The organism is Bulleidia sp. zg-1006 (assembly GCF_016812035.1).
Taxonomy (GTDB): Bacteria; Bacillota_I; Bacilli_A; order Erysipelotrichales; family Erysipelotrichaceae; genus Bulleidia.
On record NZ_CP069178.1, the window covers coordinates 1,314,947 to 1,338,127 of the forward strand.

At 35.9% G+C, this 23,181-nt stretch carries 25 protein-coding genes and 1 other annotated feature; of the genes, 2 read left to right on the top strand and 23 right to left on the bottom strand.

Going from position 1 to position 23,181, the window contains the following annotated elements:
• Positions 1–56: 56 nt before the first annotated feature.
• The 9 genes from JOS54_RS06680 to JOS54_RS06720 all read right to left on the bottom strand — a co-directional run bounded on the left by JOS54_RS06680 (position 57) and on the right by JOS54_RS06720 (position 9,781).
• A complete protein-coding gene (locus JOS54_RS06680; protein WP_238928345.1) occupies positions 57–1,529 on the bottom strand; it encodes a DEAD/DEAH box helicase in 1,473 nt (490 codons plus the stop codon).
• A 10-nt stretch (positions 1,530–1,539) separates the two neighbouring features.
• Complete coding sequence (locus tag JOS54_RS06685) at positions 1,540–2,307, bottom strand: Hachiman antiphage defense system protein HamA (RefSeq protein WP_238928346.1); 768 nt, start codon at positions 2,305–2,307, stop codon at positions 1,540–1,542.
• 216 nt (positions 2,308–2,523) lie between these two features.
• A complete protein-coding gene (locus JOS54_RS08030; protein WP_370541419.1) occupies positions 2,524–3,519 on the bottom strand; it encodes an ATP-binding protein in 996 nt (331 codons plus the stop codon).
• Between the two features lie 497 nt (positions 3,520–4,016).
• Complete coding sequence (guaA, locus tag JOS54_RS06695) at positions 4,017–5,558, bottom strand: glutamine-hydrolyzing GMP synthase (RefSeq protein WP_203244819.1); 1,542 nt, start codon at positions 5,556–5,558, stop codon at positions 4,017–4,019.
• Positions 5,559–5,629: 71 nt separating this feature from the next.
• Entirely contained in the window at positions 5,630–6,469 is an 840-nt protein-coding gene (locus JOS54_RS06700) for a MetQ/NlpA family ABC transporter substrate-binding protein (protein ID WP_238928347.1), read from the bottom strand.
• A 14-nt stretch (positions 6,470–6,483) separates the two neighbouring features.
• Positions 6,484–7,140, bottom strand: a complete 657-nt coding sequence (locus JOS54_RS06705) for a methionine ABC transporter permease (protein ID WP_203245804.1) — start codon at positions 7,138–7,140, stop codon at positions 6,484–6,486.
• Positions 7,140–8,162 carry a methionine ABC transporter ATP-binding protein gene (locus JOS54_RS06710; RefSeq protein ID WP_203244821.1) on the bottom strand — a complete coding sequence of 341 codons (1,023 nt, stop codon included), beginning with the start codon at positions 8,160–8,162 and terminating at the stop codon, positions 7,140–7,142. The genes JOS54_RS06705 and JOS54_RS06710 overlap by 1 nt, the downstream gene beginning before the upstream one ends.
• Before the next feature lie 43 nt (positions 8,163–8,205).
• Positions 8,206–8,441 (bottom strand) — a binding site (T-box leader).
• A gap of 48 nt (positions 8,442–8,489) precedes the next feature.
• Positions 8,490–8,882 carry a rhodanese-like domain-containing protein gene (locus tag JOS54_RS06715; protein ID WP_203244822.1) on the bottom strand — a complete coding sequence of 131 codons (393 nt, stop codon included), beginning with the start codon at positions 8,880–8,882 and terminating at the stop codon, positions 8,490–8,492.
• A 59-nt stretch (positions 8,883–8,941) separates the two neighbouring features.
• On the bottom strand, positions 8,942–9,781 hold the full coding sequence (locus JOS54_RS06720; RefSeq protein ID WP_203244823.1) for an undecaprenyl-diphosphate phosphatase: 840 nt from the start codon (positions 9,779–9,781) through the stop codon (positions 8,942–8,944).
• A 96-nt stretch (positions 9,782–9,877) separates the two neighbouring features.
• Between JOS54_RS06720 and JOS54_RS06725 the strand changes: the two genes are divergently transcribed.
• Positions 9,878–10,351 carry a peptidylprolyl isomerase gene (locus JOS54_RS06725; protein WP_203244824.1) on the top strand — a complete coding sequence of 158 codons (474 nt, stop codon included), beginning with the start codon at positions 9,878–9,880 and terminating at the stop codon, positions 10,349–10,351.
• Between the two features lie 15 nt (positions 10,352–10,366).
• Here the strand turns inward: JOS54_RS06725 and JOS54_RS06730 are convergent, their stop codons facing one another.
• The 10 genes from JOS54_RS06730 to JOS54_RS06775 all read right to left on the bottom strand — a co-directional run bounded on the left by JOS54_RS06730 (position 10,367) and on the right by JOS54_RS06775 (position 18,438).
• Positions 10,367–10,981 carry an ECF transporter S component gene (locus JOS54_RS06730; RefSeq protein ID WP_203244825.1) on the bottom strand — a complete coding sequence of 205 codons (615 nt, stop codon included), beginning with the start codon at positions 10,979–10,981 and terminating at the stop codon, positions 10,367–10,369.
• An 87-nt stretch (positions 10,982–11,068) separates the two neighbouring features.
• A complete protein-coding gene (locus JOS54_RS06735) occupies positions 11,069–11,359 on the bottom strand; it encodes an HU family DNA-binding protein (RefSeq protein WP_203244826.1) in 291 nt (96 codons plus the stop codon).
• Positions 11,360–11,734: 375 nt separating this feature from the next.
• Positions 11,735–12,079 carry an FMN-binding protein gene (locus JOS54_RS06740; RefSeq protein ID WP_203244827.1) on the bottom strand — a complete coding sequence of 115 codons (345 nt, stop codon included), beginning with the start codon at positions 12,077–12,079 and terminating at the stop codon, positions 11,735–11,737.
• Positions 12,080–12,127: 48 nt separating this feature from the next.
• Entirely contained in the window at positions 12,128–12,940 is an 813-nt protein-coding gene (locus JOS54_RS06745; protein ID WP_203244828.1) for a DNA/RNA non-specific endonuclease, read from the bottom strand.
• A gap of 52 nt (positions 12,941–12,992) precedes the next feature.
• Entirely contained in the window at positions 12,993–13,814 is an 822-nt protein-coding gene (locus JOS54_RS06750) for a purine-nucleoside phosphorylase (protein WP_203244829.1), read from the bottom strand.
• On the bottom strand, positions 13,801–14,493 hold the full coding sequence (locus tag JOS54_RS06755) for a 5'-methylthioadenosine/adenosylhomocysteine nucleosidase (protein ID WP_203244830.1): 693 nt from the start codon (positions 14,491–14,493) through the stop codon (positions 13,801–13,803). The genes JOS54_RS06750 and JOS54_RS06755 overlap by 14 nt, the downstream gene beginning before the upstream one ends.
• A gap of 193 nt (positions 14,494–14,686) precedes the next feature.
• Positions 14,687–16,138 carry a [FeFe] hydrogenase, group A gene (locus JOS54_RS06760; protein ID WP_203244831.1) on the bottom strand — a complete coding sequence of 484 codons (1,452 nt, stop codon included), beginning with the start codon at positions 16,136–16,138 and terminating at the stop codon, positions 14,687–14,689.
• A 26-nt stretch (positions 16,139–16,164) separates the two neighbouring features.
• Positions 16,165–16,746, bottom strand: coding sequence for an ATP-binding cassette domain-containing protein (locus tag JOS54_RS06765; protein WP_203244832.1), 582 nt, complete (start codon positions 16,744–16,746; stop codon positions 16,165–16,167).
• Positions 16,743–17,495, bottom strand: a complete 753-nt coding sequence (locus JOS54_RS06770; RefSeq protein WP_203244833.1) for an ABC transporter permease — start codon at positions 17,493–17,495, stop codon at positions 16,743–16,745. The genes JOS54_RS06765 and JOS54_RS06770 overlap by 4 nt, the downstream gene beginning before the upstream one ends.
• Positions 17,479–18,438 (bottom strand): ABC transporter substrate-binding protein, encoded by a 960-nt coding sequence (locus JOS54_RS06775; RefSeq protein ID WP_238928348.1) that lies wholly within the window; start codon positions 18,436–18,438, stop codon positions 17,479–17,481. Before JOS54_RS06775 ends, JOS54_RS06770 begins: the two co-directional genes overlap by 17 nt.
• 77 nt (positions 18,439–18,515) lie before the next feature.
• Between JOS54_RS06775 and JOS54_RS06780 the strand changes: the two genes are divergently transcribed.
• Positions 18,516–19,466 carry a D-alanyl-D-alanine carboxypeptidase family protein gene (locus JOS54_RS06780; RefSeq protein ID WP_203244835.1) on the top strand — a complete coding sequence of 317 codons (951 nt, stop codon included), beginning with the start codon at positions 18,516–18,518 and terminating at the stop codon, positions 19,464–19,466.
• Between the two features lie 47 nt (positions 19,467–19,513).
• On the opposite strand, the gene JOS54_RS06785 is transcribed toward JOS54_RS06780, so the two are convergent.
• From JOS54_RS06785 to JOS54_RS06800, 4 genes are read right to left on the bottom strand one after another with little or no spacing between them, the layout of a single operon-like run.
• Positions 19,514–19,789 carry a glutaredoxin domain-containing protein gene (locus tag JOS54_RS06785; protein WP_203244836.1) on the bottom strand — a complete coding sequence of 92 codons (276 nt, stop codon included), beginning with the start codon at positions 19,787–19,789 and terminating at the stop codon, positions 19,514–19,516.
• A 35-nt stretch (positions 19,790–19,824) separates the two neighbouring features.
• Positions 19,825–21,534 (bottom strand): FAD-binding protein, encoded by a 1,710-nt coding sequence (locus tag JOS54_RS06790; protein ID WP_203244837.1) that lies wholly within the window; start codon positions 21,532–21,534, stop codon positions 19,825–19,827.
• 48 nt (positions 21,535–21,582) lie between these two features.
• On the bottom strand, positions 21,583–22,347 hold the full coding sequence (locus JOS54_RS06795; RefSeq protein ID WP_203244838.1) for an N-acetylmuramoyl-L-alanine amidase: 765 nt from the start codon (positions 22,345–22,347) through the stop codon (positions 21,583–21,585).
• Complete coding sequence (locus tag JOS54_RS06800; RefSeq protein ID WP_203244839.1) at positions 22,335–23,174, bottom strand: HAD family hydrolase; 840 nt, start codon at positions 23,172–23,174, stop codon at positions 22,335–22,337. Before JOS54_RS06800 ends, JOS54_RS06795 begins: the two co-directional genes overlap by 13 nt.
• Positions 23,175–23,181 lie beyond the last annotated feature (7 nt).

Genomic DNA, 23,181 nt, shown 5'->3' on the forward strand with positions numbered 1-23,181 from the left:
AGTTCCTCCTTTATGCTGATGTACTGTTTACAACATTTATTTTCGTAATAACTGCTCTAAACAGCACACCAACTATTCATTTTTTTGATTTTAAACTTTGGTAGAAGCTCTAAAACCCTTGTATTTACTTGACTATTTGCCTGTGTCATTATTATGACACGAAACCCTCTACAAGGATCTAATATAAACATCTTTGTTGCAGGAATATTTACTCCTTCAAGTAATGTAGAATTAGCAATAAGCATTTTTATTTCTGGTATATCAACATATAAGTCCTCTATAAAATACCTTATTGGCTCTGGTATTGAACCATGATGATAAATAACCCCTTTTTCAATATAATCAGCTAATTTATAATCCTCATGTACGTATTCCCTCAAATCACTAGCAGCTTTATTAAGTCTAAGTATCTGTCTTTCAGGGAGTTTAGAAAATAGTTTAAATGCAAAATTTTCAAGCTTCTTAGGACTGTTTAAATATATTATATTTTTGTTATCACAATTTGTAATAACAACATCTGCGTCGTCTCCTAATTCATTGACCTGTAAATCAATCAGCTTGTCCTTTATCGTAGAATATTGATCTAATAAAACTTTCTTATTGTTCTCTAAATCGTAAAAATAAAACATTTCTGACTTGACATTTTCTACAACACTATACCATTCAGCAACATTAGAAATATGTTTAATTTTAAAACTTTCTTTAGATTTTAAAAATGGGGTCAAATATTTACACACAAGATTATCATTTCTTTTTTTACAAATAATAATAACTGAAGCTAAAATCACACCACGTGTTCTCTCATTTGAAAATTCATCTAATATATTATGCGCTTCATCAATAACTAATAAATCAAATTTCAAATTGGGGTTGTTCTGTAGCAATCTCAACAGTCTTTCTTGAGTTAACACAGCAATTATTTCATAATCTTTATCACTATACATTTCTGGATATGTTATTATTTTCCTATATCCAAATTTATTTATAATCCTTTTCTTTGTTTGCGCCAAAAGAGATTTTGTAGGAGAAATGATACATATTTTTTTAAATTTAGTGTGGTCAATAAATGATAATATCAATTCCGTTTTCCCATACGATGTTGGAGCTACAATAATCTGCGATTTTAATTTTGATTCTGTAGCTTCCTTAAATAATTCAAACTGTCCTATTGTTTGATACGAATTATTCCATTTAAATTCATCACTCTCTATACTATTTATTTCAGTATAGATATTCCCATATCTCTCTGAATAATTTAGATTGTTTTCTATAAATTTTGATATGGGAATAAGCCCTTTATTCAAACTTAATTCGTATAGTGGTTTATAATCATCCGTTATTTTGCTATACAATAAAAATAATCTGTATCCTAATCTTTGTATATTTTTATTATCCAATCCAGTCAAAAAAATCCCTATAGATAATATTTTTTCTAGTTCTTCATCAGATAACTCTATACCTATCTGTAACTTTTTATATAGTTCTGGAAATTCAGTGTCATAAAGCTTTCTCAATGTTAATTTATCCACTTCAAACCTCCTATACTAATGTCACTAAAAAATCTATTATCGCTTGATATGTTTCTTTTTGTATTGCAATTAATTTCAATTTTGAAAATTTTTTAGAGCTTAATATTGATTTATGCAGTTTTCTTAGTTCTATTGAATCTATTGTAGAATCAAATATGCAAAACACAGTACCACCTAAAATAACATTTTTATCGTTGCTTAAACATGAGTTGCTATTTTTATTAAGTATATTAACTATAGTATTTTTTTCACTAGTATCATCCAATGCACTCCTAACGCTATTCACTGCATTTAACCATAATTGTGAATTGTGCATATTCAAGCGTGTATCTAAATCTCTTTTAGCAGTATTGATTCTTTCACATACCTTTTCAGTAGAAGTTTTTAGTTTACCTAATTCTCCCGCTTTTGATTCTATAATCCATAAATCTTTATTAGGATCAACAGCAATAATATCAAAACCCTTTTTTACATTTCTTTCTTCTAAATTAAAAAATGGTGAAACTATTTTAATATCAGTAAATTCTCTAATCAACACATTTAGCAATAACTCACCTATCACTCCTACTTTTCTATTTATATTACTTGGAATTCTATGATTTACCAATTCTTTTACAGTTTCATCAAATGAATGATAATTGAGTCCTGAAACAAGAGCATATTCTCCATGACAGATTTCAATCAATTGTTCTTTTATTTTATCCTTTAATTCATCACTTAGACTATGAATTTCTAATATAATACTTTCTCCAATTTTTCTTTCAACTACATCATTCATTATATTTTTCCTTTATTATTATAATTAAGCCTTATACTCTCCCGTAGCCTCTTTTATCATCCCATCATGCCAATCTACATTCTCTAAGGGCATTTCATGGTACTTATCAAATACTTATACTTAACTTTATTTTCAATAATCTTCATACCTGTAATCGTCTCTTCATCCTTACTATATAGAATTATCTTTCTATAGCTAAAATCTAAAATCACATTTTTATCTCACCACAATCCAATTTCCATCTCGCTTTGATCCTATTCTTTCTATCATCTTCTTTTCTTGCAAAGATTTAAACGTTCTTTCTATAGTCCTTTTTGTTACACCAATTATTTCTGCAAGCTCAACTGATGTTACACTTGGATTTTCTATCAACAGTTCTATCACTTTCTTCTCAGTCTTGTTTAAAGCGACATCCAAACCGACATTCAAACCGACATTTTTATTTTCTATTTGGTCAATTACTTCTTTTTCAAAAGGAATCGTGCATCTAATATAGTTGCTTTCAATCTGAAAAACATCTCTCCCATATTTTTCTACAATCGTTGGAATGCCATGCCCCGTATGTTCAGTAAGCCCCATATTTAAAAATATTCTCATCAATGTTGCATTTCTGGGTTTACTTATTCCGTCAAAGAATTGTTCCTTTGTCATTCTGCTAGGAAGTCCACCATGTGAAAGTATCTCCAGTCTGTTATGAAACATTGAAATCAGAGGCTCTGTAATTGTCCAGTCGTTATGAACTAAAGCGTTTAAAATTGCCTCATTAACACAATCAAAATCAAATAAATATGTGTCTTTTCTTGGTCTAACTGTCGTATCAGAAATACATATATTTTCAGCTTGCAATCTGTTTTTTATTTTTCCATATGTAGTTAAAATACATCCATAACCATAATCACTTCGTTCAGAAATTGAAGCTTTATTTTCTCCTTGAAATTTCACAAAAATGAACGGAATATTATTTTTATCCGATAGTAATTCTGCCAGCAAATTATATTCTCCCGCTTCATTCCTTAAATTCAAATTTGTTTCAAAGGATTTATCTTCTAAATGGTAATTTTTTTCAGAATAATATATTTTAAGTTCTCTAAATGATAGATTGGATGAATTCGCTCTTTTTTTTAGCATGTATTCATTATCTATAAACTTTTTCTCATATCTAATTTTTATCTGTTCCGGTGTCATTTCTTTGCAGGTTGTTCCTATTCTCATTGTGCATCCAGCAGAAGAAAACCCATATTTCTTTTGACAATAAATATGATTACGCCCTTTATTTATATGAATCACTATAAGAGTTTTTCCTTCATCAAATTTAAGTTCCGAGCTGATTTCATCATCAAGAACAGTTTCAAGATAATCAATTGTGCTGTTAAATGACTTAATAATATTCATTTTTGGTTTTCCTCCTTTCTTTCGGTTTATTTTAGTATAGAGGAAGATTTCTTTTACTACCCTACAGTATTCGTACAAATTTTAAGGGATATGTCCCCACGAATATAAATTTATAAATCACTATTTTCCACAAAAGCCTCCCACCAAAAAGATGGAAGGCTTTCTAAACAATTCACCTAAATTCAACAACTCCCTTTTGAACCTACTCTTGGGACTTTTTAGTATCAAAATAGTATCACTAAGACAGTTTTTACGCTTTTAAATCGCTAAAATCCTGCTTTTTCAACGGTTCTATAGCAGAAACATGTTTGTTACTATCACTCCCACTCTATTGTCCCCGGAGGTTTAGATGTAATATCTAAGGCCACTCGATTTACATGCTTCACTTCGTTCACAATACGTGTTGAAATACGATCAAGAACATCATAAGGAATACGCGCCCAATCCGCTGTCATACCATCAATCGAAGTTACAGCGCGAATAACAACCGTATAATCATACGTCCTCTGATCCCCCATGACACCAACCGATCGAATATTTGGCAAACAAGTAAAATACTGCCAAATATCTCTTTGTAGACCAGCCTTTTGAATCTCTTCCCGAAGAATCAAATCCGAATCACGCACAATTTCCAACTTCTCTTCACTAATTTCGCCCAGCACACGAATTCCCAAGCCGGGTCCTGGAAACGGTTGTCTCCACACCATTTCCTCCGGTAAACCAAGTTCTGTTCCCAAAGCACGCACCTCATCCTTGAATAATTTATTCAAGGGTTCAATCAATTGGAAATTCAAATCTTCTGGCAAACCACCCACATTATGATGTGACTTAATCGTTTGTGCCGTCTTTGTGCCTGACTCAATCACATCCGTATACAAAGTCCCTTGTGCCAACCAATGAATATCCACACCCTTTAGTAACTTTTGTACCTCATCTTGAAATGTATACACAAACTCATTGCCAATAATCTTACGCTTTTGTTCTGGATCCGATACACCTTTTAACTTATTCATGAAACGCTTAGAAGCATCCACCTTTGTCAGATGAATACTCATATTCTTTACGAAGGTTTCCATGACTGAGTCCGCCTCTTTCTTACGTAATAAGCCATGATCAATAAACATACAATAAAGCTGATCACCGATCGCCTTATGCAATAAAGCTGCCACAACCGAAGAATCCACACCACCAGACAAAGCCAATAACACCTTATCTTTGCCAACTTTAGCACGAATTTCATCTATCTGTTGTACAATAAAGTTCTTCATCGACCAATTCGCTTTCACTTCACATACACCAAACACAAAGTTTTTCAGTATATCCAAGCCATATTCACTATGACGAACTTCAGGATGAAATTGAAGTGTATAAATCATTCTTTCTTCATTCATTGAAGCAACTGATGGGCAAGTGGTACTTTGTCCCATACCCACAAAACCATCAGCCAATTTAACTACCTGGTCACCATGGCTCATCCAAACTGTTTGTTTTTCAGGCAAACCCTTTAATAAAGCATTATTTGTATCAAAGATAACCTCTGTTCGACCATACTCCTTTTTATCAGAACCTTTTACTTCCCCACCTAACATTTGGTGTATCATCTGCATTCCATAACAAATTCCCAAAATAGGAAGACCAGATGTAAAAATAGCTGGATCACACTTCAAAGAACCATCTTCATACACCGAATTAGGACCACCCGAGAAAATAATCCCTTTCACATCTTCCATTGCTAAAATATCGCTTAATCGCATGTCTCCTGGGTGCAATTCTGAATACACCCCAAATTCACGAACACGACGGGAAATCAACTGATTGTACTGACTGCCAAAATCCAAAACAATAATCTTATCTGCCATCCTATTTTCCTCTTTAATAGAACTAATATAACAAAAAAAAGAAGGTTCTTCACCCTCTTTTCAATGAATTTCTATTCCGCTGGAATAACCGAACCATCTGACCACTTCGACTTGATAAAATCCTTCATTTCTTTTGATTGTAAAACCTCTACTAAAGCCTTAATCTTCTTATCGTTTTCATGACCTTCTTGACAAGCAATGATATTCACATAAGGATTCTTCGCATCGGCTTTTTCTAAAATTAAAGCATCTTTGCTGGGATTTAAACCGGAAGAAATTGCATAATTACCATTGATAGCCACTAAATCTCCTTCACCATTCGCATAAGTAGTTGCTAATAATTCCGGTTTTACTTCTTTAAACTTCAAATGCTTCGGATTGCTTGTATCATTCTTAATATCCGCAATTGTTGTTGTTAGAACATTCGCATTTTCTGGCAATTTCACTAAACCGGCACTGTTTAAAATCGCTAAAATACGACCATTGTCGGCTACGGAATTCGATACAATCACCGTTGCACCATCCTTCACATCACTGACCTTCTTAATTGTCTTCGAATAAAGACCAAATGGTTCGATATGCACCCCACCAACATTTGCAATCTTATAGCCATTCGTTTTCTTTTCATTATCAAAGAAAGGAACGTGTTGGAAGAAATTCGCATCCGCATTACTACTAGACACCGCTTCATTGGGAATGTAATAATCATCGGTAATTGAAACATCTAATTCAATTCCATATTTCTCTTTTAAAATCGCTTTCGCCTTTTCTAAAATCTCACCATGTGGATTCGCAGTAGCGATTACTTTTAGTTTTTCATTTTTTTCCGTGGTTTTCTTTGCGTTGTTACCACAAGCCACTAAGCCCAATGCTAATACAGAAATAGCAGCTGCTTTAATAAACTTTTTCAAAATCATTCTCTCCTTTATCGTTTATCAATACGTTTTACAATAAAATCACCCAGCCATTGTATCGCAAGGACAATCACAATAATAATAGCTGTTGATGTGTATAAGACAGGTCCATTTCTTCTTGCAAATCCATATAAGTACGCAAGGCTTCCAAGACCCCCTGCTCCAATTGCCCCCGCCATGGCAGTATAAGAAATTAAAGAAATACCGGTAACGGTTATTCCTGAAACAATGGCTGGTAAGGATTCTGGCAGTAAAACTTTTGTGATAATTTGCCAGTTGGTTGCTCCCATAGCTTTACTTGCTTCAATTGTTCCCTTATCCACTTCTTGAAAGGCAATGACGCACATTCGAGCAAAGAAGGGTGCTGAAGCTAATATCAAAGATGGAAGAGCCGCCTTAGCTCCTAGCATACTACCCACCAATAGCTTCGTTAATGGAATGACCAATATCAATAAGATAATAAATGGGATTGCACGAAGAATATTCACAATTGCATCGACGAATCGGTTCATCATCCGATTTGGAAAGAGTCCATCGCTTTGCGTACAGTAAAGAAGTATTCCAATCACTAAACCTAAAATAACTGCCATGGTTAACGAGAAAAAGGTCATATATAATGTTTCCCTAACAGCCGTTTGAAGCTGTTCTATATTCACCGTTGTTGTCATCATGATAGCACCTCCACTCCCACATTGCTTTCCACCAATGTTTTCACAAATTTTTCGTAGTCTTCTTTATTTCCCTTACTCAGATGAATATAAGTAACACCCATCGGTCCACTAGCGGATTGAGAAATATTCGATTCTACGATAGAAACATCAAATAGGACTTTTCTAGCCGCATGAATAATAATTGGCTGATCCGCATTATTACCGGTGAAAGATACTCGTAATAATTGCCCATCTGGATAACGACTTTTTAAGCTTTTTGCTAAATCTTCAATCGATTGGTCAGCTTCAATATTCTGAACAAACTTTCGTGTGACTGCGTGTTTCGGACGAGAAAATAAATCTTCTACCAAACCCAGTTCCACAATTTTACCTTCTTCCATTACAGCCATTCTGTGACAAACCTTTTGGACTACTTCCATTTGATGAGTGATCATCGCAATCGTTAAATGAAGCTTTTGATTAATTTCTCTTAGTAAAGATAAAATCTGTTCTGTTGTTTCGGGATCCAAAGCGGAAGTGGCTTCATCACAAAGAAGAATTTTAGGTCGATTGGCTAAGGCTCTGGCGATACCTACCCTCTGTTTCTGACCACCGGATAATTCACTTGGATAAAAATTTTCCCGACCACTTAGACCAACAAGTTCAATCAGTTCTTTCACTTTTTTCTTTCTTTCTTCTTTATCCATACCGGCCAGTTCTAAGGGAAGTTCAATATTCTTTTGTACTGTTCTGCTCCAAAGAAGATTAAAGTGCTGAAAAATCATACCAATGCTTTGACGTTGTTTGTTTAAATCTTTTTTATTTAGTTCGCCAATATTCACACCATCAATCCAAATTTCACCAGAAGTTTGTTTCTCAAGCTGATTGATTAAACGAACTAGTGTACTTTTACCAGCTCCTGAATAGCCAATGATACCAAATATTTCTCCCTCTTGAATGTTTAAAGTAACATCTTCAACAGCGTGGATACTATCGGATTTAGTTGCAAATGTTTTACTGACATTTTTAATTTCAATCATTTCTATCTTTCCTTTCTATCCATACAAAAAATCCCGCCCTAACAATAAGGACGAGATGTACCATCACGTGTTACCACCTTAATTCGTATATATCTCACAATATATACCTCATAGAGTACCAACATACCCCTTGTCTATAACGGGACATCCCGTTGATGCCTAACTATCGGCAACAAAGCTCCAAGACCATATTCACTAGACATTCCTTGTTCCCTTTTCAGCTGCCGGGACTCTCTAAGACAATTAGCTTCCAGCTACTCTTCTCTTCATCGCTGTATATGTAGAATTGTACTGGTTAATTTTCTTTTGTCAAATCTTTTTTTCCAATTAACGAACAATTTTCCCCGGCCAAGTTCCAATTCCACCCATTTCATAAACTTTTGTATAACCTAAAGCAGCTAACTTTTTCGCAGCTTGACGGCTTCTATTTCCACTTCGACAATATACAAAAATGGTTTGATCCTTTCGACTTAATTCCTTTGGTGCTTCATTTTGGATGCTTTCATTTGGAATTAAAACCGCTCCTTCAATATGACCTTCTTTAAATTCATCTTCTCGACGTACATCAACGATTTGGTAATCTTTCAAAGTCTTCATCATTTCAATTGCTTTTTCTTGTGAAATGGATGTATAACCGGTATGGTTATTATTATTTATGGTTGTGGCACAACCACTTAGAAACACACCAAACAATAATACAAAAATAAACCATTTTTTCATTCTATAATCACCTCTGACACCACTATACCAAAGAATTAAAAAAGCATCCTCTCCGATGCTTAATGAATAAATCCAATCAAACTAAAGACAAGCACAATCACACCCAAAATAATGCGATAGATACCAAAGATGGTAAAGTCATGCTTGCGAATGTATTTTAATAAATGTTGAATCGCAACAATTGAAACTAAAAAGCTAACAACAACACCAATCAACAAGACAAATATTGCACTCCAGCTAAAAGCAATTTTCGCTTTAACCATCTTTAATAAAGAAGCTCCAAACATCGCCGGAATAGCCATAAAGAAACTAAATTCCGTAGCTGTCTTACGGTCAAAGCCCATCCATGTTGCCCCAAAGATGGTTGCCCCAGAACGACTGGTACCGGGTACAACCGCCAGTAATTGGAATAAACCCACCGAAAGGGCATCTTTGGGCATAATATAACCAATACGGTCAATCATCACATCATGTTCACGATGTTCCATCCAGATAAAGAGAATACCATATATAACTAATGTAGCCGCAATCACATAGGAACTACTCAACACCGTATCAACCAAATGATCAATCACAATCCCAAGCACCAATGGAATAGAAGCAATCATAACTAATAACCATAAGCGTTGCGTTCTCTTTTTCTTTTCTGGACTCGCCTTTTTTGGATAGGTTAATTTTTTCCAATACAACAAAATAACCGCTAAGATACTGCCAAATTGAATGACCACTTTGAATAAATTCCAAAAAGCTATATTCATAGCTGGATCTGCGTAAACATTTAATGGTAAGAAATTTTCCATTAAAATTAAATGACCAGTTGAACTAATAGGTAACCATTCCGTAATACCCTGCATAATTCCATATAAAACAGCTTTAAAAACATTCCAAATAAAAGCCATACCACTCACCTCAATATCTTATGTATTTTATCATTATCATATGTGCATTGCAATTTTGAGAATTGTGTATAATGATAGTCAAAAGGAGAAATGAAAATGATTGTTATTGAAATGGATAATGGTGGTCTAATTAAAATTGAATTAGATTCAAAGGCTGCTCCTAAGACAGTAGAAAACTTTGAAAACCTAGTTAAGAAAGGTTTCTATGATGGTTTAGGCTTTCATCGCATTATCCCCGGTTTTATGATTCAAGGTGGCGATCCGCTTGGTAATGGTATGGGTGGTTCTGATGAGAATATTATTGGTGAATTTACCAGCAATGGTATTCAAAATCCATTGGCTCATAAGCGTGGGGTTATCTCCATGGCTCGTGCGCAAAATCCAAACTCTGCTAGTTCACAATTCTTTATCATGCACGCTGATGCTCCATACCTAGATGGAAATTACGCCGCTTTTGGTAAGGTGGCGGATGGTATGGACGTTGTGGATGAAATTGCAATGACACCAACCGGTTTCCAAGATAAACCAACACATCCCGTTATCATGAAACGTGTTTATATTGAAAACTAAAGGCTTCTGCCTTTTTTAAATATTCATTTTTTCGCGAATTGGTTTTAAAGCATGATAGACAAAAGGAATGATAATACCGGCCACTACCATTTCTAATAGTCCATTACTAACAAGAACAGATACGATTACAGCGCCAACACTAACACCCACAACACTCGCAAAAGCAGTACCGAAGAATAACCAAATTAAACTCATAACACTGATGCTGTGCATAAAGGTGCAAATAATAGATAAAACCATCATCCAAGGCAATTCAGGAAAACGCTCTTTTCCTAAATCATTTAAGAAGCCAGCTAACCAACCCAAGAAAATTCTTGGTCCAAAACAAATTAGTAAACTATAAAAATTACCTTGAATCTGACCTATGGAATAAAATGGTGTGAAACAAAAGCTTGTTAAGTTTGGCGCAAAAGTAGCTCTTAGAAAACTGGCTAAACCAAACACGAAACCAATGGTTGCTCCTTCTTTCTTACCCATAAATACGCCCGCTAAAATAACAGGTAAGTGCATTAAAGTGATGGAAATAACTCCTACATTTAAATAACCAAGTGGAGTTAAAGCCAATAATAATTCAATGGCTACAAAAAAAGTCAATACAATAAAACGTAATGTTTCTGATTTTGTTTGCATATAAACTCCTTATTCCCTAAAACTATACATACTTTAGCATATATTCATTCTGCCAACAAAAAAACTCCCGAAGGAGTTCTACTAAACTTATTTGTTGTTTACTAAGTCTTTCAAAGTCTTAGATGCCTTGAACTTAGGAGCCTTAGAAGCTTTAATCTTAATCTTTTCACCAGTAGCTGGGTTTAAGCCTTCACGAGCCGCTTTCTTAACAACAACAAACTTACCAAAACCGTTGATAGAAACTTCTTCACCTTTCTTGATAGCTGTTGTGATTTGATCAAATACAAAATTGACTAATTCGTTTGCGTCTTTCTTAGATACTTCATATTCAGCTGCAATTCCTTCAGCTAAAGTTTTCTTGGTTACTTGTTCTGCCATAATTTATTGGCCTCCTTAATCTACGTCCATTTTACCCAACTTTTTGTACCAATTTCAATAGATATAGCCTATTTTTTATCCCTTATCTACTTTTTAATGTATGTTTTTTGTAAAAATGAATGGCTTTTATTTAGAATCATGGCTTGTTGAAGGAAGAAAATCAAGTATTATAGCTCTTTATTTAATATTATTTTCTTAATAATTCTTTCATTTTTTGTCAAACACTATATCGACTTTTAAGACTTCGGCACTAGTTAATTATATATAGTAGTGAAATCAGTTTTTCAAACTGTGAAAGAAACCTCAATTTTAAACAAACTAAGTTATTTCAAACAAGAACTTTAAGTATTAAAAAACATAGTTTTTGCACTATGTTTACTTAGCTTTTGCTTTAGCCAAAGCAGCTTTAACAGCTTCCTTAATCGCATTTGAAGTGATTGTGGCACCGGAAGCACCATCCACTTCAGTTGAATTCTTCTTAACAATAGCTTCTGGAATATCCTTGATAGCCGCATCAGAAAGACCGGCTGTTTCCTTATGTTCCTTCAACTCAACCTTTGTAATAGCTGTGTCAGATACCGTTACTGAAACAACCACATTGCCATTACGACCAACTGCCTTACCTTCATAAGTACCAGCCTTGTAAACAGCCTTTTTAGAGCTACATCCTGCCAATAAAACAAGCGATGCCGCCACAACCATCAATTTATTCAATTTCATGAGTTTAAACCTCCCTTTACTATTTTTCATTATAAAGTATTTTTTATCTTAAGCAAAGCTTCTATTTAAGCCATTTTTCCCCGTTTGATAATCAATCCAAACACCTTTTTGTATATTGAAACAGAACGCACAAAAATGAATGCCCATGCCACCATCTTCAATCGAACGAGCCTCCATTAAAACACCCCTTGCCACCAATTCATTTCCCTCATATAAAGGGCGTACTCGATACAACACATGATGACCCGTTTTACGAATGTATGCTGCCACCTTATTCTCATATGGCAACATCCCTTCCACATTTAACTGCCTTGTACCCGTAATCAAATTCAACTCATTCGCATTTTGCCCACTTAATTCATAAGCAATCAAATGACAACGATTATACAAATACTTACCATCAATAAAATCATATTTAGAAATTCGCCAACCACTTGGCTTCACCATACCAATAGACTCCCTTTCCGCTTTTGGTAACGTTTCAGGTCCTAATAGCGCATAGCCCATTCTCGCTCTACCGAGTACATCCAAAGGCTGATAGACTTCAAAGGTTTTTTGCCGTAAATCTGCCTTTGAAAAATAAGGAATATTATGGTTTACCTCCACCACAGCTTTTCCCTCATATTTTGGTATTGAAATGATTGGTGCTGTTTCCACCGTTTCAATTTTTCCGGGCCAATATTGTGACACTAAAAAAGAAGTGAATAATACTGTCACTAAAAAACACTGCCGAAATTCCCGTTTCCATTTTCTTTTCCTTGGTTGCAAAATGATTTTCATCAACGCTACCAATAAGAAAAAACTGGAAATTGATAGACAAATGAAAGTTCCAATAAGAATTAAATCCACTTCTTTCCACATAGCTCTATTCTATCATTACCAATTTATCAGCCAAACCACAAAAAAGTGGATTTTACAATTCACCCACTAACTCACGCATATAAGCCGCAAAATCTTTCGCTATCTTTTTTCCTACCTCATTAACTTCTTCATCCGATAAAGGTTGGTCTAAAATACCGGCTGCCATATTCGTACAAACCGAGAAACTCAATACCTTTAAACCACAATGCCCGGCAGTTAATGTTTCCGTTACTGTAGACATACCAACCGTATCCCCACCTAAAATACGAATGGCTCTAATTTCTGCCGGCGTCTCAAAATGAGGTCCTTGCATAAAGAAATAATTTCCTTCATGGAAAGTCAAATTTGAATGGCTCGCCACTTCCTTCGCTTTCTCTCTCAATTCAGGTGTATACAATTTTGAAACATCATAGAAACGAGGTCCAAACTCCTCTTCATTCAAGCCCTTCATCGGACTTTCAATACCAAAGAACAAATGATCCTTAATCATCATCACATCCCCCGGTTTATAGTCCAAGTTCACTGCCCCTGCCGCATTAGTCGTAATCAGAGTATGAATTCCCAATAGCTTCAATAGACGCACGGGAATAACTAATTCAGGAAAAGAAAAACCTTCATAAGAATGAAAACGCCCGGCCATACAGACCACTTTTTTGCCGTTTAATAGCCCAAAAATCAACTCTCCCTTATGCGCCGGATTGGTTGTTTGTAAAAAACCGGGAATATCCTTATACGAAATTGTGACTGTATTTTCTAATTGTGTTACCAAAGTTGCTAAACCGGAGCCTAAAATCAAAGCCATCTCCGGCACCATATCGGTTTTGGAATGGATGAAATCCAAGGCCTCTTGGAAATACGCTTTATTGTAAGACATTCTGCCCTCCTAATTGACTAGCTATCTCTAAAACAAGTTCAGCACATTCTTTCGCTGCTTGCTCTTCAAATTGTTCATAGATGATTGAACCCTGTGCATCCGCTTGATCTGAAATGGCTCTAACAATCACAAATGGAACTTTATTTAAGTAACAAGTTTGGGCAATCGAAGCCCCTTCCATTTCTGCACATAATGGTTCAAAACGTTCCCATAAAGATTTTTTTACCTCATTTTCGCAAATGAATTGATCCCCCGAAACAATTGGTCCAAGGCGTAAACTCTTAACCTTTTGTACCAAATGAATGAGTGCTCTATCCGCTTCAAACCATAAGGGAAGTTGGGGAAGCTGACCTTGTTTATAACCAAAGTTTGTTACATTCACATCATGATGAGCTACTTTTGAACTGACAACCATGTCGCCCACCTTTAAGTCAGGATGAATACCACCGGCAATACCTGTATTCAATACCGCATCCACCGCAAAACGATCCAGCATGATTTGGGTACCAATCGCCGCATTTACTTTACCAATACCACACTTCATAACCACGACTTCTTGATTGCCAATCTTACCTGTGTAAATCTTAAAGTGACCTATTTCATACTCTCGCAAAGAAACACAATTTTGTAAGATGGTTTGAACCTCCACATCCATTGCTCCAATGATTCCTAGTTTCATACACTCTCCTATTTTTAAAGAATTTCCTTTTTAGCTTTTCAAGCAAAGCTAAACCGGATTGCTCATAATGATTTAAATCCTCTTCCCTTTCTTCGTATTACTGAAAAAATTCTTCAATATCCTCATTTCTTAATGTTTGAAAATCACTGGTATCGTTGACCAATCTTCTTTATTTAATCTTTTTCGCATAAACCTATTTTTTTGCTTCTAAAGCTTGTTTCTTCAGGTTAGCGACAGAAGTTGGACAGGTTTCAGGTGTACAAGCTCCATTCGGTCCTAAATCACTTGAACGATCCACATAACTTTCTGTATGTAATAAATGATGCGCTTTTTCACTCATTGGTGCTGTAAAGAATTCATCGTAAATCTTTTGGATTTCCGGGTTATCTTGTGCTGCTTTAATCACCACTTCCCCATCTCGCTTGTATAAAGAATCAATTCGTGCTTGTTTCGCAGCCATCACCTTTGGCATCTTCACTCTTGGCATACCGCCACCGCCAATACAACCACCGGGACAAGCCATCACCTCAATAAAGTCGTAATGCTTACCTGATTCTTTCATTTCCAAGTAAAATTTACGAAAGTTTCCTGTTCCTGAAATCGCTGCTACGTGTAATGTACGATCACCAATTTGTACATCCGCTTCCTTTACCCCTTTTAAACCACGAATTTCTTCAAATGGGATTAGTGTTAAAGGGGCATTTTCATTAGTCATAAACTTATAAGCCGAACGCATAGCCGCTTCCATAACACCACCTGTGTTACCAAAGATAATACCACCACCGGAGGCTTCTCCCATTAAATAATCAAACTTACCTTCTTCTAAATTTACGAAATCCATTTCTTCTTCGCGAATCCACTTCGCCAATTCACGCACTGTAATACATAAATCACCATCTCTTAATGGATCAATATTCCAATAATGTGCTGAACCATTCATTTCCGGGCGACGAATTTCCGCTTTCTTAGCCGTACATGGGGTCACACAAACCGTTACCATTTGACTTGGATTGATTTGGTGCTTTTCCGCAAAATAAGTCTTTTGAGCAGCCGCCTCCATTAAAATAGGACTTTTTGCTGAAGATAAATGAGGAATCAATTCTGGATAAAATGTTTCCGCAAACTTCACCCACGCCGGACAACAACTAGTAAATTGAGGTAAAGCCTTATCACCACCGGTTAGACGGTCAATCAACTCCGAAGCTTCTTCCATAATGGTCATGTCCGCCCCAAAGTTGGTGTCTAAGACATAATCTGCCCCCAATCGGCGAAGCGCTGTAACGACCTTTCCTTCCACGAAAGAACCATATTCCATGCCAAATTCTTCACCCACACCAACACGAACTGCAGGTGCCGTTTGAAAGACAACCACTTTTTCTGAATCCGCAATAGCGTTCTTTACTTCCGCAAGCTCAGAGCGTTCATTAATGCAATCAAATGGACAAGCCACCGCACATTGCCCACAGTTGATACAAATTGGCTTATCCCCATTCGTTGTTAAATCGTAGTAATCCATAACACCAGCATCGTTAGCACATGCTCTTCGACACAAAGTACAATTCTTACATTTGTCCAAATCTTGAACTAAAGAAATATTATCCAAGGCAATGGGCACACGTTTGTCTAAATTTTGGTATTGACTCATTGTTTTCCTCCTCTAAAAACAGTAAGTTACATCTTTATCATAGCATTAGATAGGTCCAGACTAAAAGAACCATTTGGTTGATTAAAGTTTTCATGACTTGCCCAAAGTGTCAACTTTCCTTGGCACTTATCTACTATGTACTGAAAAGTGACATACTTCGATTCTTCATCTAAGCTTCTTAATGGTTCATCCAATAAAACCAAATCATAAGGAACTAAGAAAGCTCTAATAATCGCTACTCTTCTTCGCATCCCTCCCGATAGCTTTGTGACAGGCTCATCAATCCATGCCTCTAAACCAAGTTGGCTTAATTCTTTTTCAATGATGATTCGAGCTTTTTCTCTTGGCTCATGCATCACCATCCATAAATTCACAAAAACAGATACGTTCATTGCCAAACAATCTTCTTGAAAAACCATGGTTTTATGTTGTACTTGTTCGATTTCCCCTTGATAGGTTTCTAAACCGGCTAATATTCTTAATAAAGTTGTCTTCCCACAACCGTTTTTCCCTTTAATCCAATAAAGACTTCCCTTTTGAAACTCATAATCAAAGGAATGAAAAACCACGTGGTCACCATAAGCTTTCGATAACTTCTTTATCTTCATCGTAAAACCTCCCAAACCACTTGAAGAACAGCTTTTTGAACAAGGTATTCCATAGCACTACTTAAAATAATAATCAATAACGTCCAAGCAAATAAAGAAGTTGTGTCTAAAAAAACCTTCGCTTCATGTAATTCACTACCAATCGCTAAATTCGGTAAGCCAATGACTTCAGCCGCAATACCTGCTTTCCAACAAAAACCAATGGATAATGAACAAGCCGTCTCAAAATACGGCAAGATTTGTGCTAGGGTGATGTAACGGAATTTCTTCTTTTTTGAAATATGAAAAAAAACGCTCATTTCTTCTAAGAACACATCTTGCTTTTCCAGTGCTTTTAAAAGCTGGTCATAGAAAATCGGTAATCCCATTAAAAAGGAAATCACAAAGGCTAATTCACCGGCTCTAACCCATATCAACACTAATATCACAAAACTGGCAACGGGAATAGATTTCATAGTGTAAAAGATAGGTGTCGCTAATTGCTGAAACCAAGTCCATTGATGCGAAAAATAAGCGCATAAAATGCCTAAAAACATAGCCAATAAAAACCCGAGCATCACTCGAAGCAAGGATAGACCAATGAGCAACCAACTACGACCATCTTGCAATAAAAAGAATAGCTTTTGTGCCACCACAAAAGGAGATACCAACAGTATCTCCTGATTGAGTAAACGAGCCCCTATTTCCCATAGCAATAGCCAAAATAGAATAGCCCACCATTTCCATTTCTTCTTACTTTTGTGCCCCATAATAGAAATCATCTCCCGGCAAAGCACCACCAATTGCTTTTGGATTTTGACGATTTAAAATATCCAGATAGTTCGCTAATTGTGTCTTTAACGCATTGCCTTGCACAAGTGTAATAGGACAATTCAGCAAAGCCTTCTTCGCAATTGATTCTTTTACAATGTCGTATTGACCAATAAGCTTGGCCGCTTCCTCCCCATGGCTGTTCACAAACGAAACGGATTTTTCATACTTCATCAAGAAATCCTTCACAGTATCAGGATATTTTTCCACAAATTCCTTACGAGCAATCACAACTCCTGTTACCAAAGGACTACCTGTTATCTTCTCCCATTCCTTATTTAAATCCAAAGCGACATGAATTTTTGGATTCTTTGTACTTACTACACTCACGAATGGTTCTGGCAATAAGGCTATTCCCTTTGAATCCCTCGCTAAAGCTTGCACCACTTCCGCATGTTCACTCTTCCACTCAATACGAACATCTCGAATACCATTCTTTTCTAAAAGATAGCGCAAACTGTACTCCGGGGTTGCTCCCTTTCCACTTGCATAAATAGTCTTCCCCTTTAAATCCGAAAGTTGTTTCAACTGATTTCCGGTTTCTACTAGATATAAAACACCTAAGGTATTGATTCCTAACACTTTGACCGATTTCTTTGTGTTGTTATAAAGAACCGAAGATAAATTAGCTGGTACAGTCGCAATATCTACTTCCCCTTTCGCAATTAAAGGTGTTACCTCATCCACTGAAGACACTATCTTAAATTGGTATTTTTTCTCTTGCTCACTATCCTTCATGAATTTCACAAGTCCCATGGAAGTTGGCCCTTTTAAACTCACAACCTTCACATTTTCTTTTTGAACTTCCAGCTTGGAAACAGTACAAGCAACTGAGGATAACGCTAATAAGGACGTTACAATGATTTTCTTAAAACGATTCATATATCCTTCCTTCCATAGTGAAATCATATCACAAAAATCTTAGACCTATTGTTCTACTTTTCTGTTAAAATGGACTCATGTTTGAAACCTTATTGAAACTAAGCCTATCCACCATTCTATCCTTTTCTCTTGTTTCCTACCCTAAAAAAATTGGTCTATTTCATGGTACTCAAAGCAGTCATTACCTTTTAATGGATTTAAATAATGACGAAATTCTGGAAAAGAAAAAGGGAAGTGAGAAAATCTATCCTGCCTCTTTGACTAAAATGATGGTGGTCTATGTGGCTTTAAATCATATTCAAGATAATCAAAAAACAGCCGTTATTTCACCAAAGCTATTAAATAAATTAAGTTCGCAAGGAGCCGCTACTTCAAAATACCCCGTGAACACTCCCATTACTTATGAAGACTTGTTGTATGGTATCGCCTTACCATCAGGGGCTGACTGTTCTGTTACTTTGGCACATGCTTTATTTCATAATAGTAATGGCTTTGTGAAAGAGATGAATTCCACTGCTAAAAAGCTTGGTATGAATCACAGCCATTTTGATAATGTGACCGGCTTACATAGTCCAAATCACTACACCACCTTAAAGGATTTAAGTATTTTCTTAAAAGTGGCTCTTAAAAATGCAAACTTTCAAAAATATTTTTCTGCCATGACTTACAAATCCAAGGTCGGTATTACTTTATACCACACTCTTTATCGAAATATACAAAAAACCGGCTTACGGCTACCTGGTTATCAAGGTTCTAAAACCGGCTATACCGCTCAAGCCGGGCATTGTTTAGCCCTTTGGTTCCAACAAGGTGGTCATCGTTATCTTTACTTAGCCTCTGGAGGTCCAGGAGGTATCTATATCAGTAGCCATCTAAGCGATGCTCATCTGATTGTAACTCGTCTGGCAAGAGCTAAAAAAGAAACTTTAGGACCATTCATCTTTCTTGGCAATGCCCCTCAAGATCCTTTTTTCTTATATTGTCAAATCAAAAACAGAGTTGACCATTTGTTTCAAAAGGGTCATTAAACTCTGCTTTTTATGTAAGAAATCATTAGACCACGTCCAATGATTTCTTATAAGGCCACCTCAAAAACACGACGAACATTCTCTTTACATGCCTCATAACTTTCAAACAACTTTCCTTCATAGATCTTTTCTTGCCCAATCCACATACAAGGAACCGCATGGTAATCATAAGCTTCAATGATTTCCGGATGTTCATTCTCTTCAATCATTTCTATCTCAAGATTTTGATAGCGAGGATTTTCCTGTTTCAATTCCTCAATAACACGGTTAGCTTGTTTGCAATAAGGGCAATCCTTTAAATGGAAATAAGTAATCTTTTTCATATTTTCATGATACTCACTTTTCTAAAATGAACCATTTATTTGCCCTCAAGTTCTTTCGCTAACTTTTCAGCAACGGCTTTCCCTGACACAAAGCTAAAGGCATTAGAAACCCCTAAGGATTCATAATTACCAAATACCCCACCAACTAGGGAACCAATCGCATACACATTTGGAACAGCTTTTTTTCCATTCATGACATGAAATTCGCGATTGACCTTTAAACCCGATAAACTTTGAATGCGGTATGGCTCCAGACAAATACAATACAACTGTCCCGTTAGTTTAATTCCCTTTGGTAAGGCAATATTCGCTTTTTTCGCTACAAGGGATACACTATCCCCACTACTAATGACTAAACTATCCTTCTCTTTCATTTCTTTCACATACTGTTCCGATAAAGAATGCGTTTTAATGATTTCATCTCGTAATTTATCGTATCCTGATTTTGTTAACCATAAATAACCAATTTTATAATCTAGCTTTTTAATCCATGGTAATAAACCATTTTTTTCATAACTCTCTGGTGACAATAGATTTCCTTTACTATCGCTTAGCGCAAATTCATCTTTTTTCAATTCCCTAAGAACCTCTTCCACCGATACTGCTTGTTTCAGATTACTTGCGCCTGCTTGTAACATACTGGATGGTAAAGAAACAACAACTTCGTATTTCTCTTGCTTGGCTAATAAGAAACCATCTCCTTGGTTTTGGCTTGGTCCACCATACACTCGTGTCGCATCCACCGGCGTTAAACCATCTGTGTTACGTAATTGACTGCCCATTGCTAAGACAACCGCCTTTGCTTTGATGTCAATCAATTTACCATTAGCCTTTTTAATCCGCACACCTATTACTTTATGACCTTCTTTTAAGTAGTCAACCAAAGCCGCATCGGTGTACACATCCGCTCTTGATACACCAATTTCACGACGTAAAAGCGATAATAATTCTTTCTTTTTCTTTTCATATTTAACACTACTTAAGCGTCTATCCTTATCATCGGCTATATATTTTTCTTCAAAAGTCATTCCTAAATCTTCACTTTGCCAATCCAGTGTTTCTTGTAAAAGACTTTGGAAGTCTTGAATCATTTCTAAATTGCCTTTGCCTAATTTTTGTAACTTGGAAGCCAATTCCGCATTCGATAATTTCTTTTCTTGTTGATCTAAATGAGTTCCTGAAACATATTGATAAGCATTTGAGGCATACGCCATAGAACCACCCACCTCTTTCGCTTTCTCAACCAAGACAGCCGGAATACCCAATTGACGAAGACGAAGCGTCGCCGCTATACCGGAAACACCAGCTCCCACAACAACAACTTTCGTTTCTTTTTGTTCTGGTTTTGGGACATTCTTGCTTTTACGGTCTACCATCCATTCTTTTTCTGATCCGCCAGCTTGAAGAATAGCTTGCTTCACACCCTCTTGAATTGCCTTTGAAGTATTCGTTGCTCCTGTGGATAAATCAACATTCAAAGATTGACTTTCAATCATTCTCTTTGGAATTTTATCAAAAGCTTCATTGGTTAACACATCGGTTTCCGAATGAGAAATCACTTTAATTTTCTTTAAATTTTGTTTCTCAAAAAGAACTTCTAATTCAATATCACCTCGATACCCTGCTACTTTTACCGCATACGTACCATCTTTGATTCCCGTTCTTTTGACTGTAACACCTTGACAAGCACTTAAACTCATCGCTAGCCCTAATACAATGGGCATATACCATTTCTTTAATTTCATAGTTGTATTATAACAGGTATTTTCCATACAAAAAAAGTAGGATAGCTCCTACTTCTTAATCACTTGTTGAATAGCGCTTAGATAAAGCTTCGCTATTTCTTCATAACCTTTATCCGAATGCCATGTCTTCACATCTTTTTGATTGGTGATAAAAAACTGTTCCGCAACAATGATTTTCTTATCCGAATCATTCATAATAGCCCATGTTTCTAACTTTTCTTTCTTACCACCTAAGTCTACATAGTTAGCCACTTGGGTATTCTTTTCTGCTTGTTTATAGAAAAGATAACCTGCCCAAACACCTTTATGACCACGACTGAAAGAATTCTTTAAAGCGAAAGCGATGCTATCCGTTTCACTTTGTTTTGGATTCGCATAAAAACGAACACCGGCTGTCTCCGGCTTATCACTATGCCCTGCTCGAATACTTAAAACCAAGGCTGGCTGACTATTCTTAATAAGCTTCAGTTTTTCTTCCAAAGTAACAAAAGTTCCGGCTGGATGTGTGCGCTTCACCCGATAGCCATTTACCAGCAATTTCTTTTCCAAAGCAGTAACGGTTTTCTCAGCCACATCCGCTTCGTTAACAATGCCTTCATAACCCTTTTGTTCGCCACCATAGGTCGCATCTAAGATAACCAAAGGTTTCTTTAATTCATTTCTTGCTTGTCTCTTTATAACAATGAAACCAATCACGGAACCAAGTGTTAAAAAGACTAATAAAGAAGAAAGAATAATAACCATTGGATCCTTCCAATGAATGGATTTGAAATAATCTTGAACTATTTTTAAATATTTCTTTATTCGATCCATATTTTATTCTCCTTTTCTTTTAAGTTTATCTTTTCACGAATTTCTTTTAAATTCTGCTTCACATACTTATCCAAAGGACTATTTTCTTCATAATTGGCCGGTACTGCCACATTCGCTCTTCCTTCCTTTAGAAGTGTTTCACTTACTTTTAATGATTCCTTTTGGCTAGGATGATAAACCACAATCGACTTCCCTTTATACTCTTTAACCAAACGCATACAAGGCACATCCGTAAAACCATCGCCAATATACATCATACGTGAAATAGGAATTGGTCTTTCTTCAAGCGGTACATAGCTATTCACATTCGCGACAGTATCCGATAAGATTTGTTTATTAATACGGAACACATATTGCGTTTTAGTCGTGTAATTGATTACCTGACCGGGCCAATACGCTTCTTTTTTTTCATCATAGAAATACGATGAAGCATAGATTTTCGTAATGTACTTAGCGATATCCAAGGCTTCTAATATCTCTTTTAAACCCGAAGAAATAATATAGTGTTCCACTTCTAAATCAAGCGTTTTGCCAAAATCACTTATTCTTGAAAACCAAGTTTCCACTCCATCACATAGAACAATATTTTTGGCGTATTGTTGCAACTTTTTTCTGGTTAATGGCATCCCTTTCTTCGCAAAGCCTTCCTTTAATAGAAGAAGATACGCCGCTACATAGTCCATATCCTTTTCTAAAGCCAACTGAATCATTTCTTGCCAGAATACAGAACTATCCTTGTATCCCAAATCCGCTAAAACATCGAATTCAAACATATTTTTACGACTTAATGTTTCATCAAAGTCATAGATTAACGCTGCTTTTTTCATGGCGTTA

Coding starts and splice junctions, on each gene's coding strand:
- JOS54_RS06685 (WP_238928346.1), bottom strand. CDS start 2,307: ATGAATGATGTAGTTGAAAGAAAAATTGGAGAAAGTATTATATTAGAA.
- JOS54_RS08030 (WP_370541419.1), bottom strand. CDS start 3,519: ATGAGAATAGGAACAACCTGCAAAGAAATGACACCGGAACAGATAAAA.
- guaA (WP_203244819.1), bottom strand. CDS start 5,558: ATGGCAGATAAGATTATTGTTTTGGATTTTGGCAGTCAGTACAATCAG.
- JOS54_RS06705 (WP_203245804.1), bottom strand. CDS start 7,140: ATGACAACAACGGTGAATATAGAACAGCTTCAAACGGCTGTTAGGGAA.
- JOS54_RS06710 (WP_203244821.1), bottom strand. CDS start 8,162: ATGATTGAAATTAAAAATGTCAGTAAAACATTTGCAACTAAATCCGAT.
- JOS54_RS06715 (WP_203244822.1), bottom strand. CDS start 8,882: ATGAAAAAATGGTTTATTTTTGTATTATTGTTTGGTGTGTTTCTAAGT.
- JOS54_RS06720 (WP_203244823.1), bottom strand. CDS start 9,781: ATGGCTTTTATTTGGAATGTTTTTAAAGCTGTTTTATATGGAATTATG.
- JOS54_RS06725 (WP_203244824.1), top strand. CDS start 9,878: ATGATTGTTATTGAAATGGATAATGGTGGTCTAATTAAAATTGAATTA.
- JOS54_RS06730 (WP_203244825.1), bottom strand. CDS start 10,981: ATGCAAACAAAATCAGAAACATTACGTTTTATTGTATTGACTTTTTTT.
- JOS54_RS06735 (WP_203244826.1), bottom strand. CDS start 11,359: ATGGCAGAACAAGTAACCAAGAAAACTTTAGCTGAAGGAATTGCAGCT.
- JOS54_RS06740 (WP_203244827.1), bottom strand. CDS start 12,079: ATGAAATTGAATAAATTGATGGTTGTGGCGGCATCGCTTGTTTTATTG.
- JOS54_RS06745 (WP_203244828.1), bottom strand. CDS start 12,940: ATGTGGAAAGAAGTGGATTTAATTCTTATTGGAACTTTCATTTGTCTA.
- JOS54_RS06750 (WP_203244829.1), bottom strand. CDS start 13,814: ATGTCTTACAATAAAGCGTATTTCCAAGAGGCCTTGGATTTCATCCAT.
- JOS54_RS06755 (WP_203244830.1), bottom strand. CDS start 14,493: ATGAAACTAGGAATCATTGGAGCAATGGATGTGGAGGTTCAAACCATC.
- JOS54_RS06760 (WP_203244831.1), bottom strand. CDS start 16,138: ATGAGTCAATACCAAAATTTAGACAAACGTGTGCCCATTGCCTTGGAT.
- JOS54_RS06765 (WP_203244832.1), bottom strand. CDS start 16,746: ATGAAGATAAAGAAGTTATCGAAAGCTTATGGTGACCACGTGGTTTTT.
- JOS54_RS06770 (WP_203244833.1), bottom strand. CDS start 17,495: ATGGGGCACAAAAGTAAGAAGAAATGGAAATGGTGGGCTATTCTATTT.
- JOS54_RS06775 (WP_238928348.1), bottom strand. CDS start 18,438: ATGAATCGTTTTAAGAAAATCATTGTAACGTCCTTATTAGCGTTATCC.
- JOS54_RS06780 (WP_203244835.1), top strand. CDS start 18,516: ATGTTTGAAACCTTATTGAAACTAAGCCTATCCACCATTCTATCCTTT.
- JOS54_RS06785 (WP_203244836.1), bottom strand. CDS start 19,789: ATGAAAAAGATTACTTATTTCCATTTAAAGGATTGCCCTTATTGCAAA.
- JOS54_RS06790 (WP_203244837.1), bottom strand. CDS start 21,534: ATGAAATTAAAGAAATGGTATATGCCCATTGTATTAGGGCTAGCGATG.
- JOS54_RS06795 (WP_203244838.1), bottom strand. CDS start 22,347: ATGGATCGAATAAAGAAATATTTAAAAATAGTTCAAGATTATTTCAAA.
- JOS54_RS06800 (WP_203244839.1), bottom strand. CDS start 23,174: ATGAAAAAAGCAGCGTTAATCTATGACTTTGATGAAACATTAAGTCGT.